We start from the raw sequence: 16146 nt of genomic DNA, 5'->3' as shown, positions 1-16146 counted from the left end.
CCCCCCCACGTCTCGAAGTCCGAGTGCCAATAGAACGGGCCGCCGTGGAAGCCCGGTTTGAGATTGAGCCGGGACTGGTGGACGTACACCTCGGACCCGAGGAGTTGCCGTGCAATACCCACGATCTCGGGTCGACGGATTATCTCGGCCACGACTGCGCTGAGCCGATGGACATCGAACACGGACCGGACGTCGCCGTTCCCGCCCTCACGTACCACCCGTTCGTCGCCGGCCGATTCGTGCCCCAGCCGCGTGGTCTCGGCGAGCAGTGCGGCCACGTCGTGCGCCTCGAGCAGTGCGTCGACGGTGTGGAATCCGCGCCGGTCGTACTCCTCGACCGCGGTCACCTCCAGTGGGCCGTCTGCCGCCGGACCCCAGACGACGGGATCGGGACGGGCCACCGTGACGGTGTCGTTCGTGCAGTTCCGGGTCGCGTAGGTGTCGACGGCGGTCGTGCGCATTGCGCCCATCACCCTCTCGTGAATCGATGACGGTTTGTTCCGACGCTCTCATCGGACGTTCACGAATGCAACCCGATGGGCGTCGTTCGAGTATCCGGTGCCCGTTGTCGGGCGTATCGTCGCTGTCGACCACGGTTGCCGAACGGACGAGGGACGATGGCCGAGACGATGCGTGCAGCGCGCTTCCATGCCGACACCAAAACCACTGTGCTGGAGGATATTCCGATCCCAACGCCGGGAGCCGGCGAAGTGCTGGTCAAGGTCGAGTACTGCGGGATCTGCCATTCCGACCTGAGCCTGATCGACGGTACCTTCCCCCCGATGCTGCCCGTCGTCACGCAGGGGCACGAGGCCTCGGGAACCATCGCCGCCCTCGGTGCCGGTGTCACCGGATGGGAGGTCGGCGACCGCGTGATCCCGTCCGCCGGACGCCCGTGCTTCCGGTGTCGCAGCTGCAGGCGCGGTGATCTGACGAATTGCGAGAACATTCAGTTGATGGCATTCGCCTACGACGGCGCGTGGGCGGAGTACACCGTCGCGCAGGCCGGGGGCCTCACCCGCATTCCCGACAACGTCTCGTTCGAGCAGGCCGCGATCCTCGCCGACGCCGTGTCGACGCCCTACGGCGCGGTGGTGCGGACCGGCCAGGTCCGGGTCGGTGAGGCCGTCGGTGTGTGGGGCGTCGGCGGCGTCGGCACCCACATCGTGCAACTCGCACGGCTCGTCGGCGCAGTCCCGGTCATCGCCCTCGACATCGACCCCGCCGTTCTCGACCGGGCTCTCGAACTCGGTGCGGACTACGCGTTCGACACCCGCGACGCCGACCTGCCGGCCAAGATCGCCGAGGCCACGGGCGGCAAGCGTCTCGACGTCGCGTTCGACTCGGCCGGACTGAAGGTGACGTTCGATCAAGCGCTCGCGTCGGTGCGCCGTGGCGGGCGGGTGGTAGTGGTCGGGCTCAGCGGCCAGGAAGCATCGCTCGGCCCCACCGCACTGTTCGGGTTGTCGCAGAAGCAGGTGCTCGGGCACCTCGGCTACAAGAACGTCGACATCGAGGTTCTCGCCGAACTCGTCTCGCGCGGCAGGCTCGACCTGTCCCGCTCGATCAGTGAGATCGTCCCGCTGGAGAACGTCGCCGAGGGGATCGAGAAGCTCCACAACCACGTCGGCAACCCGATCCGGATCCTCGTCCGACCGTGACGTGTCGGGGGTGGGCAGTACCGTCGCCGCATGGGATACGAATTTCAGGTGACCATCGATTCGAACACCCCGCACGCGCAGGCCAAATGGTGGGCGGAAGCGCTGGGCTGGCGGGTCGAGCCGAGCGACGAGAAGTTCATCCGCGGTCTCATCGCCGCGGGACATGCCAGTGAGGACGACACCGAGTTCTTCGAGGGCGCGCTCGTGTGGAAGATCGGTGCCGCGATTTCCGATCCGGAGACGCCGGCCCGGCCGCGGGTGCTGTTCCAACTCGTGTCGGAGGGCAAGACGGTGAAGAACCGGATGCACTTCGACATTCGTGTCGGTGCAGACCGCGATGTCGTCGTCGACAGGCTCGTCGCCGCCGGCGCCACCGTCCTGTACCGGGAGAGCCAGGGACCCTACGAATGGGTCACGATGACAGATCCGGAAGGGAACGAGTTCTGCGTGGCCTGATACTCGGTGGCCTGGCAGTCAGCGGTAGTTGCGCGGGGTGGACCCGGTCCAGCGCTTGAACGCGCGCCGAAACGCGCTCGGTTCGGAGAAGCCGAGCCGGGCGGACAAGTGGTCCACCGACTCGCCGCGTCGCAGCCCGGCGACTGCCGCGTCACGCAGCACCTCCTCGCGTAGCCGGCCCAGCGACGTGCCCTCCTGGCGCAGCAGACGACGCAGGTGCGGAGCGCTCACCGACAGCATGTCGGCGACGTCCTCCGCGCCTGCCGTCCGTCCTGTGATGCCCGATTCGAAGATGCGGCGGACCTGGGCTGCCGCCGTCGACTCGTAATCGCGTTCGGACAGCATGAGATTCGGTGATTCCCGAAGGTATTCTTCGAGACTGCTCTCGGACTGCACGAGCGGGGATCGCAGCGCAGAATTGTCGATTTCGAGGGAAGCACGATCGGCGCCGAACGTGACGGGAACACCGAAGATCGCGTCATAGCTGCGGGCGAGGACCGGATCGGGTTGCGGATACGGCAGCGCCACCGATTCCAGACGTACCCGGCCACCGACGAGCCACGCGGCGAAGCGGTGCAGCAGCATCAGCAGAAAATCCACGGTCACCCGCGTTTTCTCGGTGGCGACGTCGGGTAGCGCGACTTCGAGGTGAGTCGTCGCGGGACCGACGGTCAACGTCAGTGCAGGTAGTGTCCGCATGACACGGTTCACCTCGACCATCCGGGTCAGAGCGTGCGCCAAGTCGGGGCAGTGGATCAGGGTCAGGCACATCACCCGGAACGATCCGCGCGGGACCGGCCCCTCACCGAGGCCGAACAATTCGTCGTCGGTGATCAGCCAGGCCATCTGCGTGAACTTGCTGACTTGCTCGGGTGTCAGGCGAGCATGGGGCTGTGCCAGCACCGCCCGGCTGATGCGGGCCGCATCCAGCGCCGGTGCCAGGTCGATGCCGCCGGCAGCGGCGACCTGGACCGCTCGGCTCACGAAGTCGGACGGGATCGTGGGGGCCGACACGTCAGCGCGCCTCCTGCAGGGTCCGCAACCGCCGGACGGCCTCGGCGAGAACGTCGTCGCGTTTGCAGAACGCAAACCGCACCAGATGATTCCACCGGTCGGGATGATCGGTGAACACACTCACCGGGACGGCCGCGACACCGATCCGCTCGGGCAGGGTGCGGCAGAATTCGATACCGTCGGTCGCGCCGATCGGGGTGATGTCGGCGCACACGAAATATGTTCCAGCCGAATCGAGCACACCGAAACCGGCATCGGCCAGCGCCGTGGACAGCAGGTCGCGACGGCGCTGCAGGTCGTCGCGTTGGGCAGTAACCCATGCCTGCTCATGGTTCAGCGCGTAGGCGACCGCAGGCTGGAACGGTGCTCCGGCGACGAACGACATGTATTGCTTGGCTGTGCGGACCGCATCGATGAGTTCGCGTGGACCGAGTGCCCAGCCGGTCTTCCACCCGGTCACGTTGAACGTCTTCGCCGCACTCGAGACGGTGACGGTGCGTTCGGCCATGCCGGGCAGCGACGCGAGCGGTGTGTGCCGGCGACCGTCGAACACCAGATGCTCGTACACCTCGTCGGACAGCACCAGCAGATCATGTTCGCACGCGAGTTCGGCAACTGCGGTCAGCGTCGCGTCGTCGTACACGGTGCCCGTCGGGTTGTGCGGGGTGTTGACGATCAGCATGCGGGTGCGGTCGGTGATCGCGGCGCGCAACGCGTCGACGTCGAGCACGAAACCGGACCCGGACCGTTCCAGCGGGACCGCGCGCCTGGTCGCCCCGGCCAGCGCCACCGACGCGGCGTACGAGTCGTAGTACGGCTCGGTGATCAGCACCTCGTCACCCGGTTCGACGAGCCCGAGAATCGCGGCGCTGATCGCCTCGGTCGCACCGACGGTGACCAGCACCTCGCTGTCCGGGTCGTAGTCGAGTCCGTACCGGGCGGCGCGGTCGGCGGTGATCGCGCGACGCAATTCCGGCATGCCGGGGCCGGGCGGGTATTGGTTGACACCGTCCGCGATGGCCGTGCGGGCCACGTCGAGCATCGCCGCGGGACCGTCGGTGTCGGGAAAGCCCTGGCCGAGGTTCACCGCGTCGTGCGCAACGGCCAGGGCCGTCATCTCGGCGAAGATCGTGGAAGCGAACGGCCGGAGCCTGCTGACCGTGCGGACCGGTCGTGGAGACGTCATCGCTGCCATTTTGCCAGCGTAGCGGGGGCGCGGTGAGGTCGATCCGGCAGTGCAGTCACATTCCGGAAGGCTACCTCGTCCGACGAGGTAAGCGGCCCACCCGGGGCCGGTGACGATCGGAGACGATGATGGCTCGCATTCCCGCGGTGACCCCCGACCAGGCCAGCCTTGCGACGAAGGCCTCCTACAAGATGGCGGCGCGCATGTTCGGGGAGGTGCCCGAACCGTTCACGGTGCTCGCCCACCATCCGAGCCTCATGCGCAGCAGCGCCGTGCACGAACTGCTCGCGCAGCGTGCGTCGAAGGTACTGCCGAAGAATGTGCGCGAGATCGCCGTGTACCGCACCGCCTGGAACATCGGCTGCTCGTGGTGCATCGACTTCGGCACCATGCTGCAACGTCTCGACGGTCTCGACATCGACCGGCTCGAACACATCGCCGACTACGCGTCCTCGGAGCTGTACAGCGACGACGAACGCGCCGCCATCGGGTACGCGGACGCGATGACCGGCAACGTCCGTGACGATGTCACCGACGAGCAGGTCGCCGACCTCGAACGCCGTTTCGGGCGGGCCGGGCTCGTCGAACTGACCTATCAGATCGGCTTGGAGAACATGCGCGCCCGCATGTACGCGGCGCTGGGCATCCACGATCAGGGGTTCAGTACCGATGCGTGCCGCGTTCCGTGGGCCGATCAGTCCACGGCGACGGCACCTTGACGCGTCGCAGCTTGTCGGGATTGGCGAAGTCGTACGCCGCCCACACGTACCCGTCGACGACGGTGCATCCGAGGACCCGGCCCGCGTAGGCCCGGTGGGTACCGTCTCCGGGGGATCCCGGAGTGACGAAGCCGAGTTGCCCGTTGACCAGGACCGGCGTGTACGTGAGCAGCGCATCGGGGCCGTACCGCTGGAGCAGACCCAGGAAGAATCGGGCTGTCTTGTCCGGCCCGACGATGACGTTGACGGCCGTGTTGGTGGTCCCGTTCGCGTCCCCGATCATCCGGGCGTCGGGGTGCAGCGATGCGACGACCGCGGCGAGGTCCCCGGCGGCGATGGCTTCGAGGAGTCGCTGGACTGCCGCGTTGTGTTCGTCGTCGCCGGCGGGTGGCGGAGCGGCACCGACGAGTCGCCGCGAGCGGGACGCGAGTTGCCGGGCCGCGGGCGGTTCCACGCCGAGGATCGCCGCGATCTCGCCGAACGGCACCGCGAACACGTCGTGCAGCACGAATGCGACACGCTGCGCGGGCGTGAGGGTGTCGAGCACGACGAGTGCGGCGAGGCGGTTGTCTTCGAAGCGGACCACCTGCTCGAGCGGGTCCGGGGGAACGGAACCCGACAGCGGAGTGACGATCGGCTCGGGCAACCACTGGCCGACATACTGTTCCCGCCGGACCGCCGCGGAGCGGAGTCGGTCCAGGCACAGGTGCCCGACCACGGTGGTCAGCCAGGCGCGCAGGTCGTCGATGCGGTCGGCGTCGGTGCCGTCCAGGCGCAGCCACGCATCCTGGACGGCGTCCTCGGCGTCGGCGACGCTGCCGGTGAGCCGGTATGCGACGGACAGCAGGTGGGGCCGGTGTTCCTCGAACGAGTCGACGAGCGACGGAGCGCGCATGGCACCGATGCTACGGCGACAGCGGCTGATGACAGCGGTCGAGTGTGCACTTTCTGTCGAAGAATGTCGAAAATGTCGACAAGAAGTGCACACTCGGCGGTGGCACCACGCCGGTGTCACAAGTCGTGCGCGATCACCGCCGCGGTGACCCGGTCGTCGATGGACGACACCGGGTTCTCGCGTCCCACCCACGGCTCGCCGCCGAAATAGGTGCGGAAGATCGCCTCCGACGTGCGGGTCGCCAGCGCCTGCGTCGTCAACGTCGGATTCGGCCCGCCCAGCGAGTTCGCCAGCGCCGAATTATCCGCCACGAAAAGGCGTTTCACCCACCGTGCCTCGCCCGATGCATCCAGCACCGAGTCGTCCTCGCTCGCCCCTATCCGCATGCTCGAGTGTGCGTGCAGGATCAACGGCGGCCAGTCGCAGCGATGCACGGTTCTCGCACCTGCGGCGCGCATCAATTCGACAGCCTTGCGGGTGCAGTATTCCCGGTTCCGGCGCGTACGTTCGGACCGATGACGGTGCCGCATCGTCACTTTCGGTGCGAGACCACCCTCGTCCGGAGTCAACACCTGGGAACGGGTGACACGATTGTCCGGTTCGACGTCGTCGTCGGTGATCACCAGCGCCACCAACGTCCGGTTGGCGTCGTCGAGGGTGCCGAGCAGGTCCCGGCCCACCAGCCGACCGAGACTGTCGGCGCCCGCATCGTCGACGACGCCGCCCGCCCGGCCGTACCCGTGGATACCGGAATCGCTGAATGCCAACGAATATGCCTGCAACGCCGGGGGCATCCCGACCTGCTCGATACCGCCGTAGCCGGGCAGATCGACCCGCGCATTGGATCCGGCGCCCTTGCTCTGTCCGGTGTCTTCGTCGAACACCCCGAACACCGCGTCCATGTGGTGATCCGTCAGGCCGCGACCCACCCAGTCGTTCGGGTTCGGCAATTCCGATGCCAGCCACAACCGCGGTGATTCGACCGCGCCCGCCGCGAGTACCACGACGTGTGCGCGTTCCTCGTGTTCCTCGTCGCCGGTCGTGCGGAACCGCACCCCGCGCGCGGTCGTCTCACCGCCCACGTCCTCGACGAGGATTCTCGTGACGGTTGCGTCGGTGACCAATGTCGCGGCACGCCCGTGCGGTGACCATTCCGCCGCGGTGAGCATCATCGGAACATACGAATTGTCCGTAGACCGTTTCGCTTTCAGGTTCCGTGGCGCTCCCGCCGGCAGGTAGCAGCCCTGATAGCAGTGACCGCACATCGTGCAGCCCTGCGCCTCGGGATGCCGCAGTCGCTGCGGATCGCGGGTGCGTCCGGCGGTGCCACCGGGCTGCAGGATCGCGTTCTGCTGGGCGCGGTGGGCCGCGACCGTCGTATCGTGCGTCGTCTGATGCGGCAATCCGAGCGCGGCCGCACCGCGCAGGAAGATCCGCTCCTTCGTGCCCATCGGGGCGGTCTGCACCGGCAGCGTCGCCTCGGCCCACTCGTAGTAGCGGCGGAGTTCGTCGTATCCGAACGGGAACAGATGGTCGGTGTCGTACAGGGCACGGTCCGCGCCGTCGTATCCGGCGAACACGCCGGGTAGCGCGCGCGGTGAGTTGCCGAAGTAGTTGACCGTCGTCCCGCCGACACCGGCAACCTGCCAGGTGTACGAGTTCTGCGGCAGGTCACGCAGCCACGGGGTCCGCGATCGGTCGCCGGGGCCCTGCCGGAGAAATCCGGTGACGGGATTGTTCGCGTCGTCCTCGAAGTGGGTCCACTCGCTTTCCGGATTCGCGAATCGCGGGCCGGCCTCGACGACGAGCACATCCAGTCCGCGCGCTGCCAGTTCCTTCGCGACGACGGGGCCGCCGCCACCGGCGCCGATCACGATCACGTCCCGCATGCTCATTCCCCGATCCGGTCGACGCCGCGGTAGTAGCCGTCGAATTCGTCCCACCCGTCGCCCACACCGTCGTATCGGGTCAGGTCCCACCCGGCGGGCCGGCCGGTGAGGACCCGGCGCTCACGGTCGAATGCGGACGTCTCCGAGAACGCCGCGAACGCCGCGAGGGTGGGAATCGCGTTGACCACATAGGTGAGCATCGTGTCGGAGAACTGCGGGTCGGTGTCCATCAGTTCGAAGACACTGGCCTTCGCGGCATGGTCCAGATTCGCGAACGGTGCCGCGAACGGACCGGCGACCGAACGTGCGTCGACGGTCACCGCGTACATGTTGAGCAGGGCGGCGACCGCGGCGGCACCGGGCAGATTCCCGGCTGCCTCGCCCAGAAGCGGTATCGGTGACGCACTGTCGAAGGTGCGCTCGAGCGAGGCCACGGCACCGTCGGTGGCGCCGCCGACACGATCGGTGGACATCCCCTGGTGACGTGAGTACGGGTCGTTCCCGGGGACGACGAACGCCAGGACACCGCCGATGGTGTCACGGACAGGTGGGGCGCCGGCAGCGGGCTGCGCCGTCGCCTCGGCCGCGAACAGGCAGGTCACCCCCATCAGGGCCGCCGCGGTTCCGGCCATGCCGGCCAGGAACCGCCGCCGGTTCCAGATCAGGTCGTCGGATACGCCCACGTGCACTCCAGTCTCGTCGATCGTCCGATCGAGCTTAGGGGTAGCCGGCCGAGCCTTCCGATCATGCTGCACAGAACCGTTGAACCAGTCGCGGTCAGACCGCACTCTGGGTGACATCACATCGCCGTAGAGGAGAACGCCGTGTCCACGTGTCCGGAGTGTTGTCGCTGACCCAGCGACCGTCGACGTATCGGCACCGTGGCCAGGATGCCTCGGTGCCTCCATCCCACACAAGGAACAGCCTTCACGATGTCACCTTTCACGCTGCGCGCCCCCATGATCCGGGCGGTTGCCGTCGCCGCCGCACTGTTCACCGTCACGTCCGCCGCGGCGGCGTGCTCGTCGGGTTCCGACGTCACCAAGACCGACGACGGCCGAACCGTCCTGCGGTACGAGGGGACGGCCTCTCAGGTCACCTACCCGGAGCTTGCCGAAGCACTCGGGTACTTCGACACGATCCAACTCGACTGGATCGGGGACAACACCAGCGGCCCCCAGTCCATCCAGAACACCGCGACGGGACAGACCGATTTCGGGGGCGCATTCAACGGCGCCGTCATCAAGCTCCAGGCCGCGAACTCGCCGATCACTTCGGTGCTCGGCTACTACGGTTCCGACAGCGAGACGTTCAACGGGTACTACGTCCTCGACGACAGCCCGATCCGTGGCGCGCGGGACCTGATCGGCAAGAAGGTCGGAATGAACACCCTCGGCGCACACCACGAGTTCCTGGTCAGGGAATGGCTTGCACGGGAAGGGCTTACGTCAGACGAGATCAAACAGGTCGAGTTGATCGTGGTGCCGCCGGTGAACACCGAACAGGCGCTGCGGGAAGGCCAGATCGACGTGGGCACGCTCGGCAGTGTGTTCCGCGAGACGGCGGTCGAGCGGGGCGGCATCCGCCCCCTGTTCACCGACGAGTCCCTGTTCGGTGCCTTCACCTACGGAACACAGGTGTTCCGCGACGATTTCATCGCCGAAAACCGAGATGCAGTAGCAGATTTCGTACAAGGCACAGCCCGGGCGACCCGGTGGGCGCAGATCACCCCGCGCGACGAGGTGATCGCACAGTACAAGGACATCATCACCGCCCGCGGACGCAACGAGAACACCGATCTCGTCGACTACTGGAAGAGCGCCGGCGTTGCCGGTCCAGGCGGTGTCGTCACCGATCAGGAGATCCAGACGTGGTTGGACTGGCTGACCCGCAACGGTGAGCTCGAGGCCGGCAGGTTCACCCCCGCTGACATCTACACCAACGAATTCAACCCCTATGCCAACGGAACTTACGATCCCGCAAGTGGTCCGAACGGCGATCCCGTCGAGGAGGCGGCCAAGTGAGTGTCACCCCGAAACTCCGCCTGGAGCACGTGACCAAGCACTTCGCAGTGCGCGGAAGCGACGACAGTTTCACCGCACTCGACGATGTCAGCATCGATCTCGTCGAAGGAAAGTTCCTGGTCCTGGTGGGCCCCAGTGGGTGCGGCAAATCCACCCTGCTCGATCTGCTCGGCGGTCTCAGCGAACCCACGTCGGGCCGGATACTGCTGGACGGCCGGCCGATCTCAGGACCGGGATTGGACCGAGGAATCGTGTTCCAGCAGTATGCTCTGCTGCCGTGGCGCACGGCGCGGACCAACATCGAGTTCGGTCTCGAAACCAAGGGTCTGCCGAAGAAGCAGCGCCGGCTGCTCGCCGACCACTACCTCGAACTCGTCGGCCTGGCAGGTTTCGGAGACCGCTACCCGCACGAGTTGTCCGGTGGCATGAAACAGCGTGTCGCGATCGCCCGCAGCCTCGCATTCGATCCCGAAGTCCTGCTCATGGACGAACCGTTCGCGGCACTCGACGCCCAGACCCGTGAATCGTTGCAGGACGAGCTGTTGCGGATCCAGCGCGAAACCGGCAAGACCATCCTGTTCATCACACACGGCATCGACGAGGCCATCTATCTGGGGCAACGCGTCGCCGTGCTCACGTCCCGTCCGGGACGGATCAAGACGATCGTCGACATCGACATCGACCGGAACGTCGACGACGTCCGATCCGGTGAGGCGTTCCGCAAGTACCGGCACGAAATCTGGTCGCTGCTGCACTCCGAGGTCGAGCGTGCCCGCGACCTCGAGCTCGGCGCCGCAACGGAAGAGGTGGAGCATGTCTAGCCCGAGCGCAACCCTGACGCGGCCCGTCGAAACCGAACCGGTTGTCATCGAAAAACCGGTTTCTACACCGCATCCGACGATAGATCGGCGTATTGTCCGACGAACCGGTGACCTGGTGTGGAAGGCGGCCAAGCCGTCCGTCGCGATCCTCGCGTTCCTTGCCCTGTGGGAGTCCGCGCCGCGGCTCGGTCTCGTCGACGAGGTGTTCCTGCCCCCGCTGTCGACGGTGCTCGGATCGCTGACCGACCTGATCACGAGCGGGCAACTCGCAGACCATCTCGGGGCCAGCCTCTCCCGCGCCCTCGTCGGATTCTCGATCGCGCTGCTGGTCGCGATCCCGCTCGGCGTCGCCATCGGCTGGTATCGGCCGGTCGCCGAAGTGCTCAACCCGATCCTCGAACTGTTCCGCAACACCGCGGCTCTCGCGCTACTGCCCGTGTTCGTGCTCATCCTCGGGATCGGGGAGACCTCCAAGATTGCGCTGGTCGTCTACGCGAGCACCTTCCCGATCCTGCTCAACACCATTTCCGGTGTGCGCACGGTGGATCCGCTGCTCGTCAAGTCTGCCCGGTCGCTGGGATTGCCGTCGTACCGGTTGTTCCAGAAGGTGATCCTCCCGGCTGCGGTCCCGACGATCTTCACCGGTATCCGTATGGCCGCGGCCTCCTCCGTCCTGGTGCTGATCGCCGCCGAGATGGTCGGGGCGAAGGCGGGTCTCGGCTATCTGATCACCGCCTCCCAGTTGAACTTCCAGATCCCCGCCATGTACGCCGGCATCATCGCGATCTCCCTGGTCGGGCTGGCGTTCAACGGTGTTCTCGTCGCGATCGAACGCCGGCTCTCGCGCTGGCGACCGGAGCACTGACGACCCGAGCGTCGACGCCGACCGATACACAGGAGTAGTCAAGAATGTCACAGTCGTACAAGCAGTTTCATCTCAACGCCTTTCTCATGGGTGTCGGCCACCACGAGGCGGCCTGGCGTCACCCGCGCACCGAAGCGCACCGCGTCCTCGACGTGAAGCACTTCCAGGAACTCGCCCAGATCGCCGAGCGCGGCAAGCTCGACTCGGTGTTCTTCGCCGACGGACTCGCGGTCGGGCCGCGCGTCGAACACAATACGCAGGCGATCTTCGAGCCGGTCACGCTGCTGTCGGCGATGGCCGTGGTCACCGAGCATGTCGGACTCATCGCAACGGCGTCCACCGGCTACAACGAGCCGTTCAATCTGGCCCGTAAGTTCGCCTCACTCGACCACATCAGCGGCGGTCGCGCCGGCTGGAACATCGTCACCTCCGGCGGCGCCGACGAGGCGCGCAACTTCGGTTACGACGACACCCCGGACCACGCCGGACGATACGACCGTGCCGCCGAATTCGTCGACGTCGCGGTGTCGCTGTGGGACAGCTGGGAAGACGACGCGATCGAGTTGGACGAGGCAACCGGACGGTTCGCCGACCCGGGCAAGGTGCACACCGTCGACCACGACGGCGAGCGGTTCACGGTACGCGGTCCACTCAACTCGCCGCGCAGCCCGCAGGGCCGGCCCGTACTCGTTCAGGCCGGATCATCCGAGAGCGGAAAAGATTTCGCGGCCCGCTACGCCGAAGCGGTGTTCACCGCGCAACGCACTCTCGCCGAAGGGCAGTCGTTCTACCGTGACCTGAAGGCCCGCGTCGTCAAGGCAGGTCGCGACCCTCGGTCACTGAAGGTGCTGCCGGGCATCGTGCCGTTCATCGGGGCGTCGGAGGACGAGGCGAAGGCGCTCGAGCGGGAATTCACCGAGCTGATCTCGCCGGCCTATTCGCTGCGGCAACTCTCCACGATGCTCGGACTCGACCTCACCGAGCACGCCCTCGACGCGCCGCTGCCCCCGCTGCCCCCGATCGAACACATCCAGGGCAACAAGAGTCGATACCAGCTCGTCAAGGACCTCGCCGAGAACGAGGGGCTGACCGTGCGTCAGCTCATCGGCAAGCTCGGCGGCGGTCGCGGGCACCGCACCTTCGCCGGCACCGCCGAACAGGTCGCCGACAACCTGCAACTGTGGTTCGAGCAGGACGCCGCCGACGGCTTCAACGTCATGCCGCCGTACCTGCCGGGCGGACTCGAGGACTTCACCACGCGGGTCGTGCCGATCCTGCAGGAACGCGGCCTGTTCCGCACGGAGTACACCGCCACGACCCTGCGCGGTCACTACGGACTGGATCGGCCGGTGAGCCGCTTCGCCGCTGGCGCCGAGTCGGACGCTGCCACCGCATGAGACCGGCCTCCGATCTCGTCGATACGGTGACCAACCGAACCGTGCCTCGGCGGCGGTCGGTCGATGCCCGAGGTGTCGTACGTCGCTTCCGCGAACAGCGGCGGCCAGGCTGAGACCACGGGCATCCGGTGCGACCCAGCCGATCTCGTGTGCTGTGCGTTCGTGGTGGTGGAAGCCGACCACGCCGAGTAGTGGGCCACCCGGATCAGGACGCTCAGGTCGGCGCGTCATTCGCCCACCCGTCGGAAAGCATGTCCCCGACCCGTACACCCACGGCGGCGCGGGTGTACGGGTCGGGGACGGTCGTCCATGCCGTGATCTGCCGGTCCCGGCACGCGACGGTGATCGCGTCCACATCGCGCGGGTCGGGCACGGTCCGTTGAACAAACCCGGCCGTCGACGACGTGATCTGCATGTCAGCGCAGGTCGCCGGGCAGGTCTCCTGGATCGAGCATCAGTCGGTGGTCGTCGGTCGCGCCGACCTTCTCGGACAGCTTGACCTTGCTCTTCAACAGCGTCCACTCGGCGTCGGCGATCGCTGCGGCGGCCTCACGCAGCACCGCGGCGTCCTTCGTGCCCCATGCGATCGGCATCGGGCTGACCATCTGCCACGATCCGGTTGTGTTGCGGGTCGTTCGATCGGACAGCACTGCCGCGCACGGAACCTGCTCGCCGACCCGCTTCTGATGGCCGGGCACCTCCTGAACGTTGCGGGTGACCAGCGCGTACCGACGGTCGGTGGTGCCGGGCTTGGCGATGTCGACCAGTGCCAGCAAGGTCACACCGCGCGGCCGCACCTCGGACACCACGGCAGGCACCAGTGGGCTCTCGTGATACAGGTCCTGCACCGACCCGACCTTCCGGGGCGCCCACAACGCTACCCACGCGGACGTCACGGCCGCGATGACGAGGACCGCGCCGACGATGTACCCCCACGGCTTGCCGAGCGTGAGCAGCCATGCGGCGCCGCCCGCGCACAACAGCGCGACGACGATCCCCGAGAGCCGCAGGCTTCGCACCTCGGCGAGGGTTTGGTTCACAGACTTGGCGTGGGGCAGGTCGACGGGAAACTCGAATCGGCGCACGTCGTCCAGCATATGGGAACCGCGTGAGGAACGACCTCGCCGCCCTCGAGCAGAATGCGCGCAATGGAGCGTCAGCCGATCTGCGGACCCAGCAGATCGTCGGCGTCGGTGATGCGATACGCGTAGCCCTGCTCGGCGAGGAACCGCTGCCGATGTGCCGCGTACTCGGCGTCGAGGGTGTCCCGGGACACCACCGAATAGAAATGTGCCTGGCCGCCGTCCTGCTTGGGACGCAGCAATCGGCCGAGACGTTGCGCCTCCTCCTGCCGGGACCCGAACGTGCCGGACACCTGCACCGCCACCGAAGCTTCCGGCAGGTCGATGGAGAAATTGGCGACCTTCGACACCACCAGAACCTTCAACTCGCCGTTGCGGAACCGGTCGAACAGTTCTTCCCGTTCCTTCGTGCGCGTCGAACCCTTGATCACCGGCGCGTCGAGTGCCTCACCGAGTTCGTCGAGCTGATCGAGGTAGGCGCCGATGACGAGGGTCGGCGCGTCGCCGTGTTTGGCGAGAATCGACTTCACCACCGGAATCTTGGTGCGCGCCGTCGAACACAGCTTGTACCGTTCCTCCGGTTCGGCGACCGCATACGCCATCCGTTCGGCGTCGGTGAGCGTGACCCGCACCTCCACACAGTCGGCGGGTGCGATCCAGCCCTGCGCCTCGATGTCCTTCCACGGCGCGTCGTATCGCTTCGGGCCGATCAACGAGAACACATCACCTTCGCGGCCGTCCTCGCGCACGAGAGTCGCGGTGAGGCCGAGCCGGCGCCGCGACTGCAGATCGGCGGTCATGCGGAACACCGGCGCAGGCAGCAGATGCACCTCGTCGTAGATCATCAGACCCCAGTCGCGGGAGTCGAACAACTCCAGGTTGCGGTATTCGCCCTTCGTCTTGCGGGTGATCACCTGGTAGGTGGCGATGGTGACCGGCCGGATCTCCTTCTTTTCGCCCGAATACTCGCCGATCTCCTCCTCGGTGAGCGAGGTGCGGGCGATCAGCTCCCGCTTCCACTGGCGGCCCGCGACGGTGTTGGTCACGAGGATCAGGGTGGTCGCGCCCGCTTTCGCCATCGCGGCGGCGCCGACCATCGTCTTGCCGGCGCCGCACGGCAGTACCACCACACCGGAGCCGCCCGCCCAGAACGATTCGGCGGCGAATTCCTGGTAGTCACGCAGGTGCCACGGGTCGGAGTCGAAATCGAGGGTGATCGGATGCGCCTCACCGTCGACATACCCGGCGAGATCCTCCGCGGGCCACCCGATCTTCAACAGCATCTGCTTGAGTCGGCCGCGCTCGCTCGGATGCACCACGACGGTGTCGTCGTCGATGCGCGCCCCGAGCATCGGGGCGATCTTCTTGTTGCGCAGCACCTCCGCGAGCACCGCGCGATCGGTGCTCGCCAACGTCAACCCGTGCGCGGGGTTCTTCGCCAGCTGCAGGCGTCCGTAGCGGGCCATGGTGTCGACGACGTCGACGAGCAGCGGCTGCGGCACCGCGTACCGCGAATAGGTGACGAGGGCGTCGACGACCTGCTCGGCGTCGTGCCCGGCGGCACGGGCGTTCCACAGTGCCAGCGGCGTCACCCGATAGGTGTGGACGTGCTCGGGCGCGCGTTCGAGTTCGGCGAACGGCGCGATCGCCTGGCGTGCGGCGTCGGCACGTTCGTGATCGACCTCGAGGAGCAGGGTCTTGTCGGACTGGACGATCAACGGTCCGTCGGCCACGGGCGCCTCCTGACTCGGGAACGGTAGAACTCTCCCATTCTCCCGACAGCGGCGGTGACGCGCCACCCGGTAGCTCTGTGCTTCTCCGATCCTTCTCTGATCCGGTCTCCCGAGCGAATGTATCGCCTGCTTCATCCGATCGACTGGGTGTACCACTCGCTCAGGGGAGGGTGGGGTCGATCAGTCGACGAGGGCGACCGAGGTGACCCGATGCAGCACGAAGCTGCGCACCGTGCCTGCCGCGGAATCGAACGCCTCGAGTGCGCCACCGCTCACCGCGACCGGGTCGACGATGCGCCGGGTGGCCACACCCTGGGCATCGACGTATCCCAGGCTCACGCTGCGCCTGCTGTGTACGGCGAGTTGCAGCAGCGCCATCGTCGCGGCGCCGCCGGTCCGGCTGC

At 67.0% G+C, this 16146-nt stretch carries 17 protein-coding genes; 7 read left to right on the top strand and 10 right to left on the bottom strand.

All coding sequences use genetic code 11. The features are described from left to right. On the bottom strand, positions 1-461 hold a 461-nt coding region (locus WAX14_RS02350; protein ID WP_422626488.1), incomplete at its 3' end, for a phytanoyl-CoA dioxygenase family protein. Between the two features lie 156 nt (positions 462-617). Between WAX14_RS02350 and WAX14_RS02345 the strand changes: the two genes are divergently transcribed. Together WAX14_RS02345 and WAX14_RS02340 are read left to right on the top strand one after the other, a co-directional pair. After that, positions 618-1661: a zinc-binding dehydrogenase gene (locus WAX14_RS02345; RefSeq protein WP_422626487.1), complete on the top strand. Its 1044-nt coding sequence runs from the start codon at positions 618-620 to the stop codon at positions 1659-1661. 30 nt (positions 1662-1691) lie between these two features. After that, positions 1692-2117, top strand: coding sequence for a VOC family protein (locus WAX14_RS02340; RefSeq protein ID WP_422626486.1), 426 nt, complete (start codon positions 1692-1694; stop codon positions 2115-2117). Between the two features lie 18 nt (positions 2118-2135). Here WAX14_RS02340 and WAX14_RS02335 read toward each other — a convergent pair whose 3' ends face one another. Both WAX14_RS02335 and WAX14_RS02330 read right to left on the bottom strand, forming a co-directional pair. Further along, positions 2136-3131, bottom strand: a complete 996-nt coding sequence (locus tag WAX14_RS02335) for an AraC family transcriptional regulator (RefSeq protein WP_422626485.1) — start codon at positions 3129-3131, stop codon at positions 2136-2138. A 1-nt stretch (position 3132) separates the two neighbouring features. Continuing rightward, the gene (locus tag WAX14_RS02330) at positions 3133-4317 is read right to left on the bottom strand and encodes a pyridoxal phosphate-dependent aminotransferase (RefSeq protein WP_422626484.1); all 1185 of its coding nucleotides are present in this window, start codon (positions 4315-4317) and stop codon (positions 3133-3135) included. A 128-nt stretch (positions 4318-4445) separates the two neighbouring features. Between WAX14_RS02330 and WAX14_RS02325 the strand changes: the two genes are divergently transcribed. Further along, positions 4446-5036, top strand: coding sequence for a carboxymuconolactone decarboxylase family protein (locus tag WAX14_RS02325; RefSeq protein ID WP_422626490.1), 591 nt, complete (start codon positions 4446-4448; stop codon positions 5034-5036). Here the strand turns inward: WAX14_RS02325 and WAX14_RS02320 are convergent. The 3 genes from WAX14_RS02320 to WAX14_RS02310 all read right to left on the bottom strand — a co-directional run bounded on the left by WAX14_RS02320 (position 4978) and on the right by WAX14_RS02310 (position 8503). Continuing rightward, on the bottom strand, positions 4978-5931 hold the full coding sequence (locus WAX14_RS02320; protein ID WP_422626483.1) for a sigma-70 family RNA polymerase sigma factor: 954 nt from the start codon (positions 5929-5931) through the stop codon (positions 4978-4980). The genes WAX14_RS02325 and WAX14_RS02320 overlap by 59 nt on opposite strands. A 116-nt stretch (positions 5932-6047) precedes the next feature. Continuing rightward, on the bottom strand, positions 6048-7820 hold the full coding sequence (locus tag WAX14_RS02315) for a GMC family oxidoreductase N-terminal domain-containing protein (RefSeq protein WP_422626489.1): 1773 nt from the start codon (positions 7818-7820) through the stop codon (positions 6048-6050). Between the two features lie 2 nt (positions 7821-7822). Beyond that, a complete protein-coding gene (locus tag WAX14_RS02310) occupies positions 7823-8503 on the bottom strand; it encodes a hypothetical protein (RefSeq protein ID WP_422626482.1) in 681 nt (226 codons plus the stop codon). A 249-nt stretch (positions 8504-8752) separates the two neighbouring features. Here WAX14_RS02310 and WAX14_RS02305 point away from each other — a divergent pair, with 249 nt between their 5' ends. From WAX14_RS02305 to WAX14_RS02290, 4 genes are read left to right on the top strand one after another with little or no spacing between them, the layout of a single operon-like run. After that, positions 8753-9844: an ABC transporter substrate-binding protein gene (locus WAX14_RS02305; RefSeq protein ID WP_422626481.1), complete on the top strand. Its 1092-nt coding sequence runs from the start codon at positions 8753-8755 to the stop codon at positions 9842-9844. Beyond that, positions 9841-10665, top strand: coding sequence for an ABC transporter ATP-binding protein (locus tag WAX14_RS02300; protein WP_422626480.1), 825 nt, complete (start codon positions 9841-9843; stop codon positions 10663-10665). The genes WAX14_RS02305 and WAX14_RS02300 overlap by 4 nt, the downstream gene beginning before the upstream one ends. Continuing rightward, positions 10658-11530, top strand: coding sequence for an ABC transporter permease (locus tag WAX14_RS02295; protein WP_422626479.1), 873 nt, complete (start codon positions 10658-10660; stop codon positions 11528-11530). The genes WAX14_RS02300 and WAX14_RS02295 overlap by 8 nt, the downstream gene beginning before the upstream one ends. Positions 11531-11574: 44 nt before the next feature. Next, positions 11575-12927, top strand: coding sequence for an LLM class flavin-dependent oxidoreductase (locus WAX14_RS02290; RefSeq protein WP_422626478.1), 1353 nt, complete (start codon positions 11575-11577; stop codon positions 12925-12927). Between the two features lie 214 nt (positions 12928-13141). On the opposite strand, the gene WAX14_RS02285 is transcribed toward WAX14_RS02290, so the two are convergent. The 4 genes from WAX14_RS02285 to WAX14_RS02270 form a co-directional block, all read right to left on the bottom strand. Next, on the bottom strand, positions 13142-13300 hold the full coding sequence (locus WAX14_RS02285) for a hypothetical protein (protein ID WP_422626477.1): 159 nt from the start codon (positions 13298-13300) through the stop codon (positions 13142-13144). A 43-nt stretch (positions 13301-13343) separates the two neighbouring features. Beyond that, the gene (locus tag WAX14_RS02280; protein WP_422626476.1) at positions 13344-14012 is read right to left on the bottom strand and encodes a DUF3239 domain-containing protein; all 669 of its coding nucleotides are present in this window, start codon (positions 14010-14012) and stop codon (positions 13344-13346) included. Between the two features lie 71 nt (positions 14013-14083). Beyond that, the gene (locus tag WAX14_RS02275; RefSeq protein WP_422626475.1) at positions 14084-15742 is read right to left on the bottom strand and encodes a DNA repair helicase XPB; all 1659 of its coding nucleotides are present in this window, start codon (positions 15740-15742) and stop codon (positions 14084-14086) included. Between the two features lie 180 nt (positions 15743-15922). Further along, positions 15923-16146 (bottom strand): WYL domain-containing protein (locus tag WAX14_RS02270; protein ID WP_422626474.1); only part of this gene is annotated, 224 nt, incomplete at its 5' end.

This window comes from Rhodococcus sp. (in: high G+C Gram-positive bacteria) (genome assembly GCF_049299235.1).
Taxonomy (GTDB): domain Bacteria; phylum Actinomycetota; class Actinomycetes; order Mycobacteriales; family Mycobacteriaceae; genus Rhodococcus.
The sequence above is the reverse complement of the archived record's forward strand: the minus strand, read 5'-3'. Positions and strand labels throughout refer to the sequence as shown.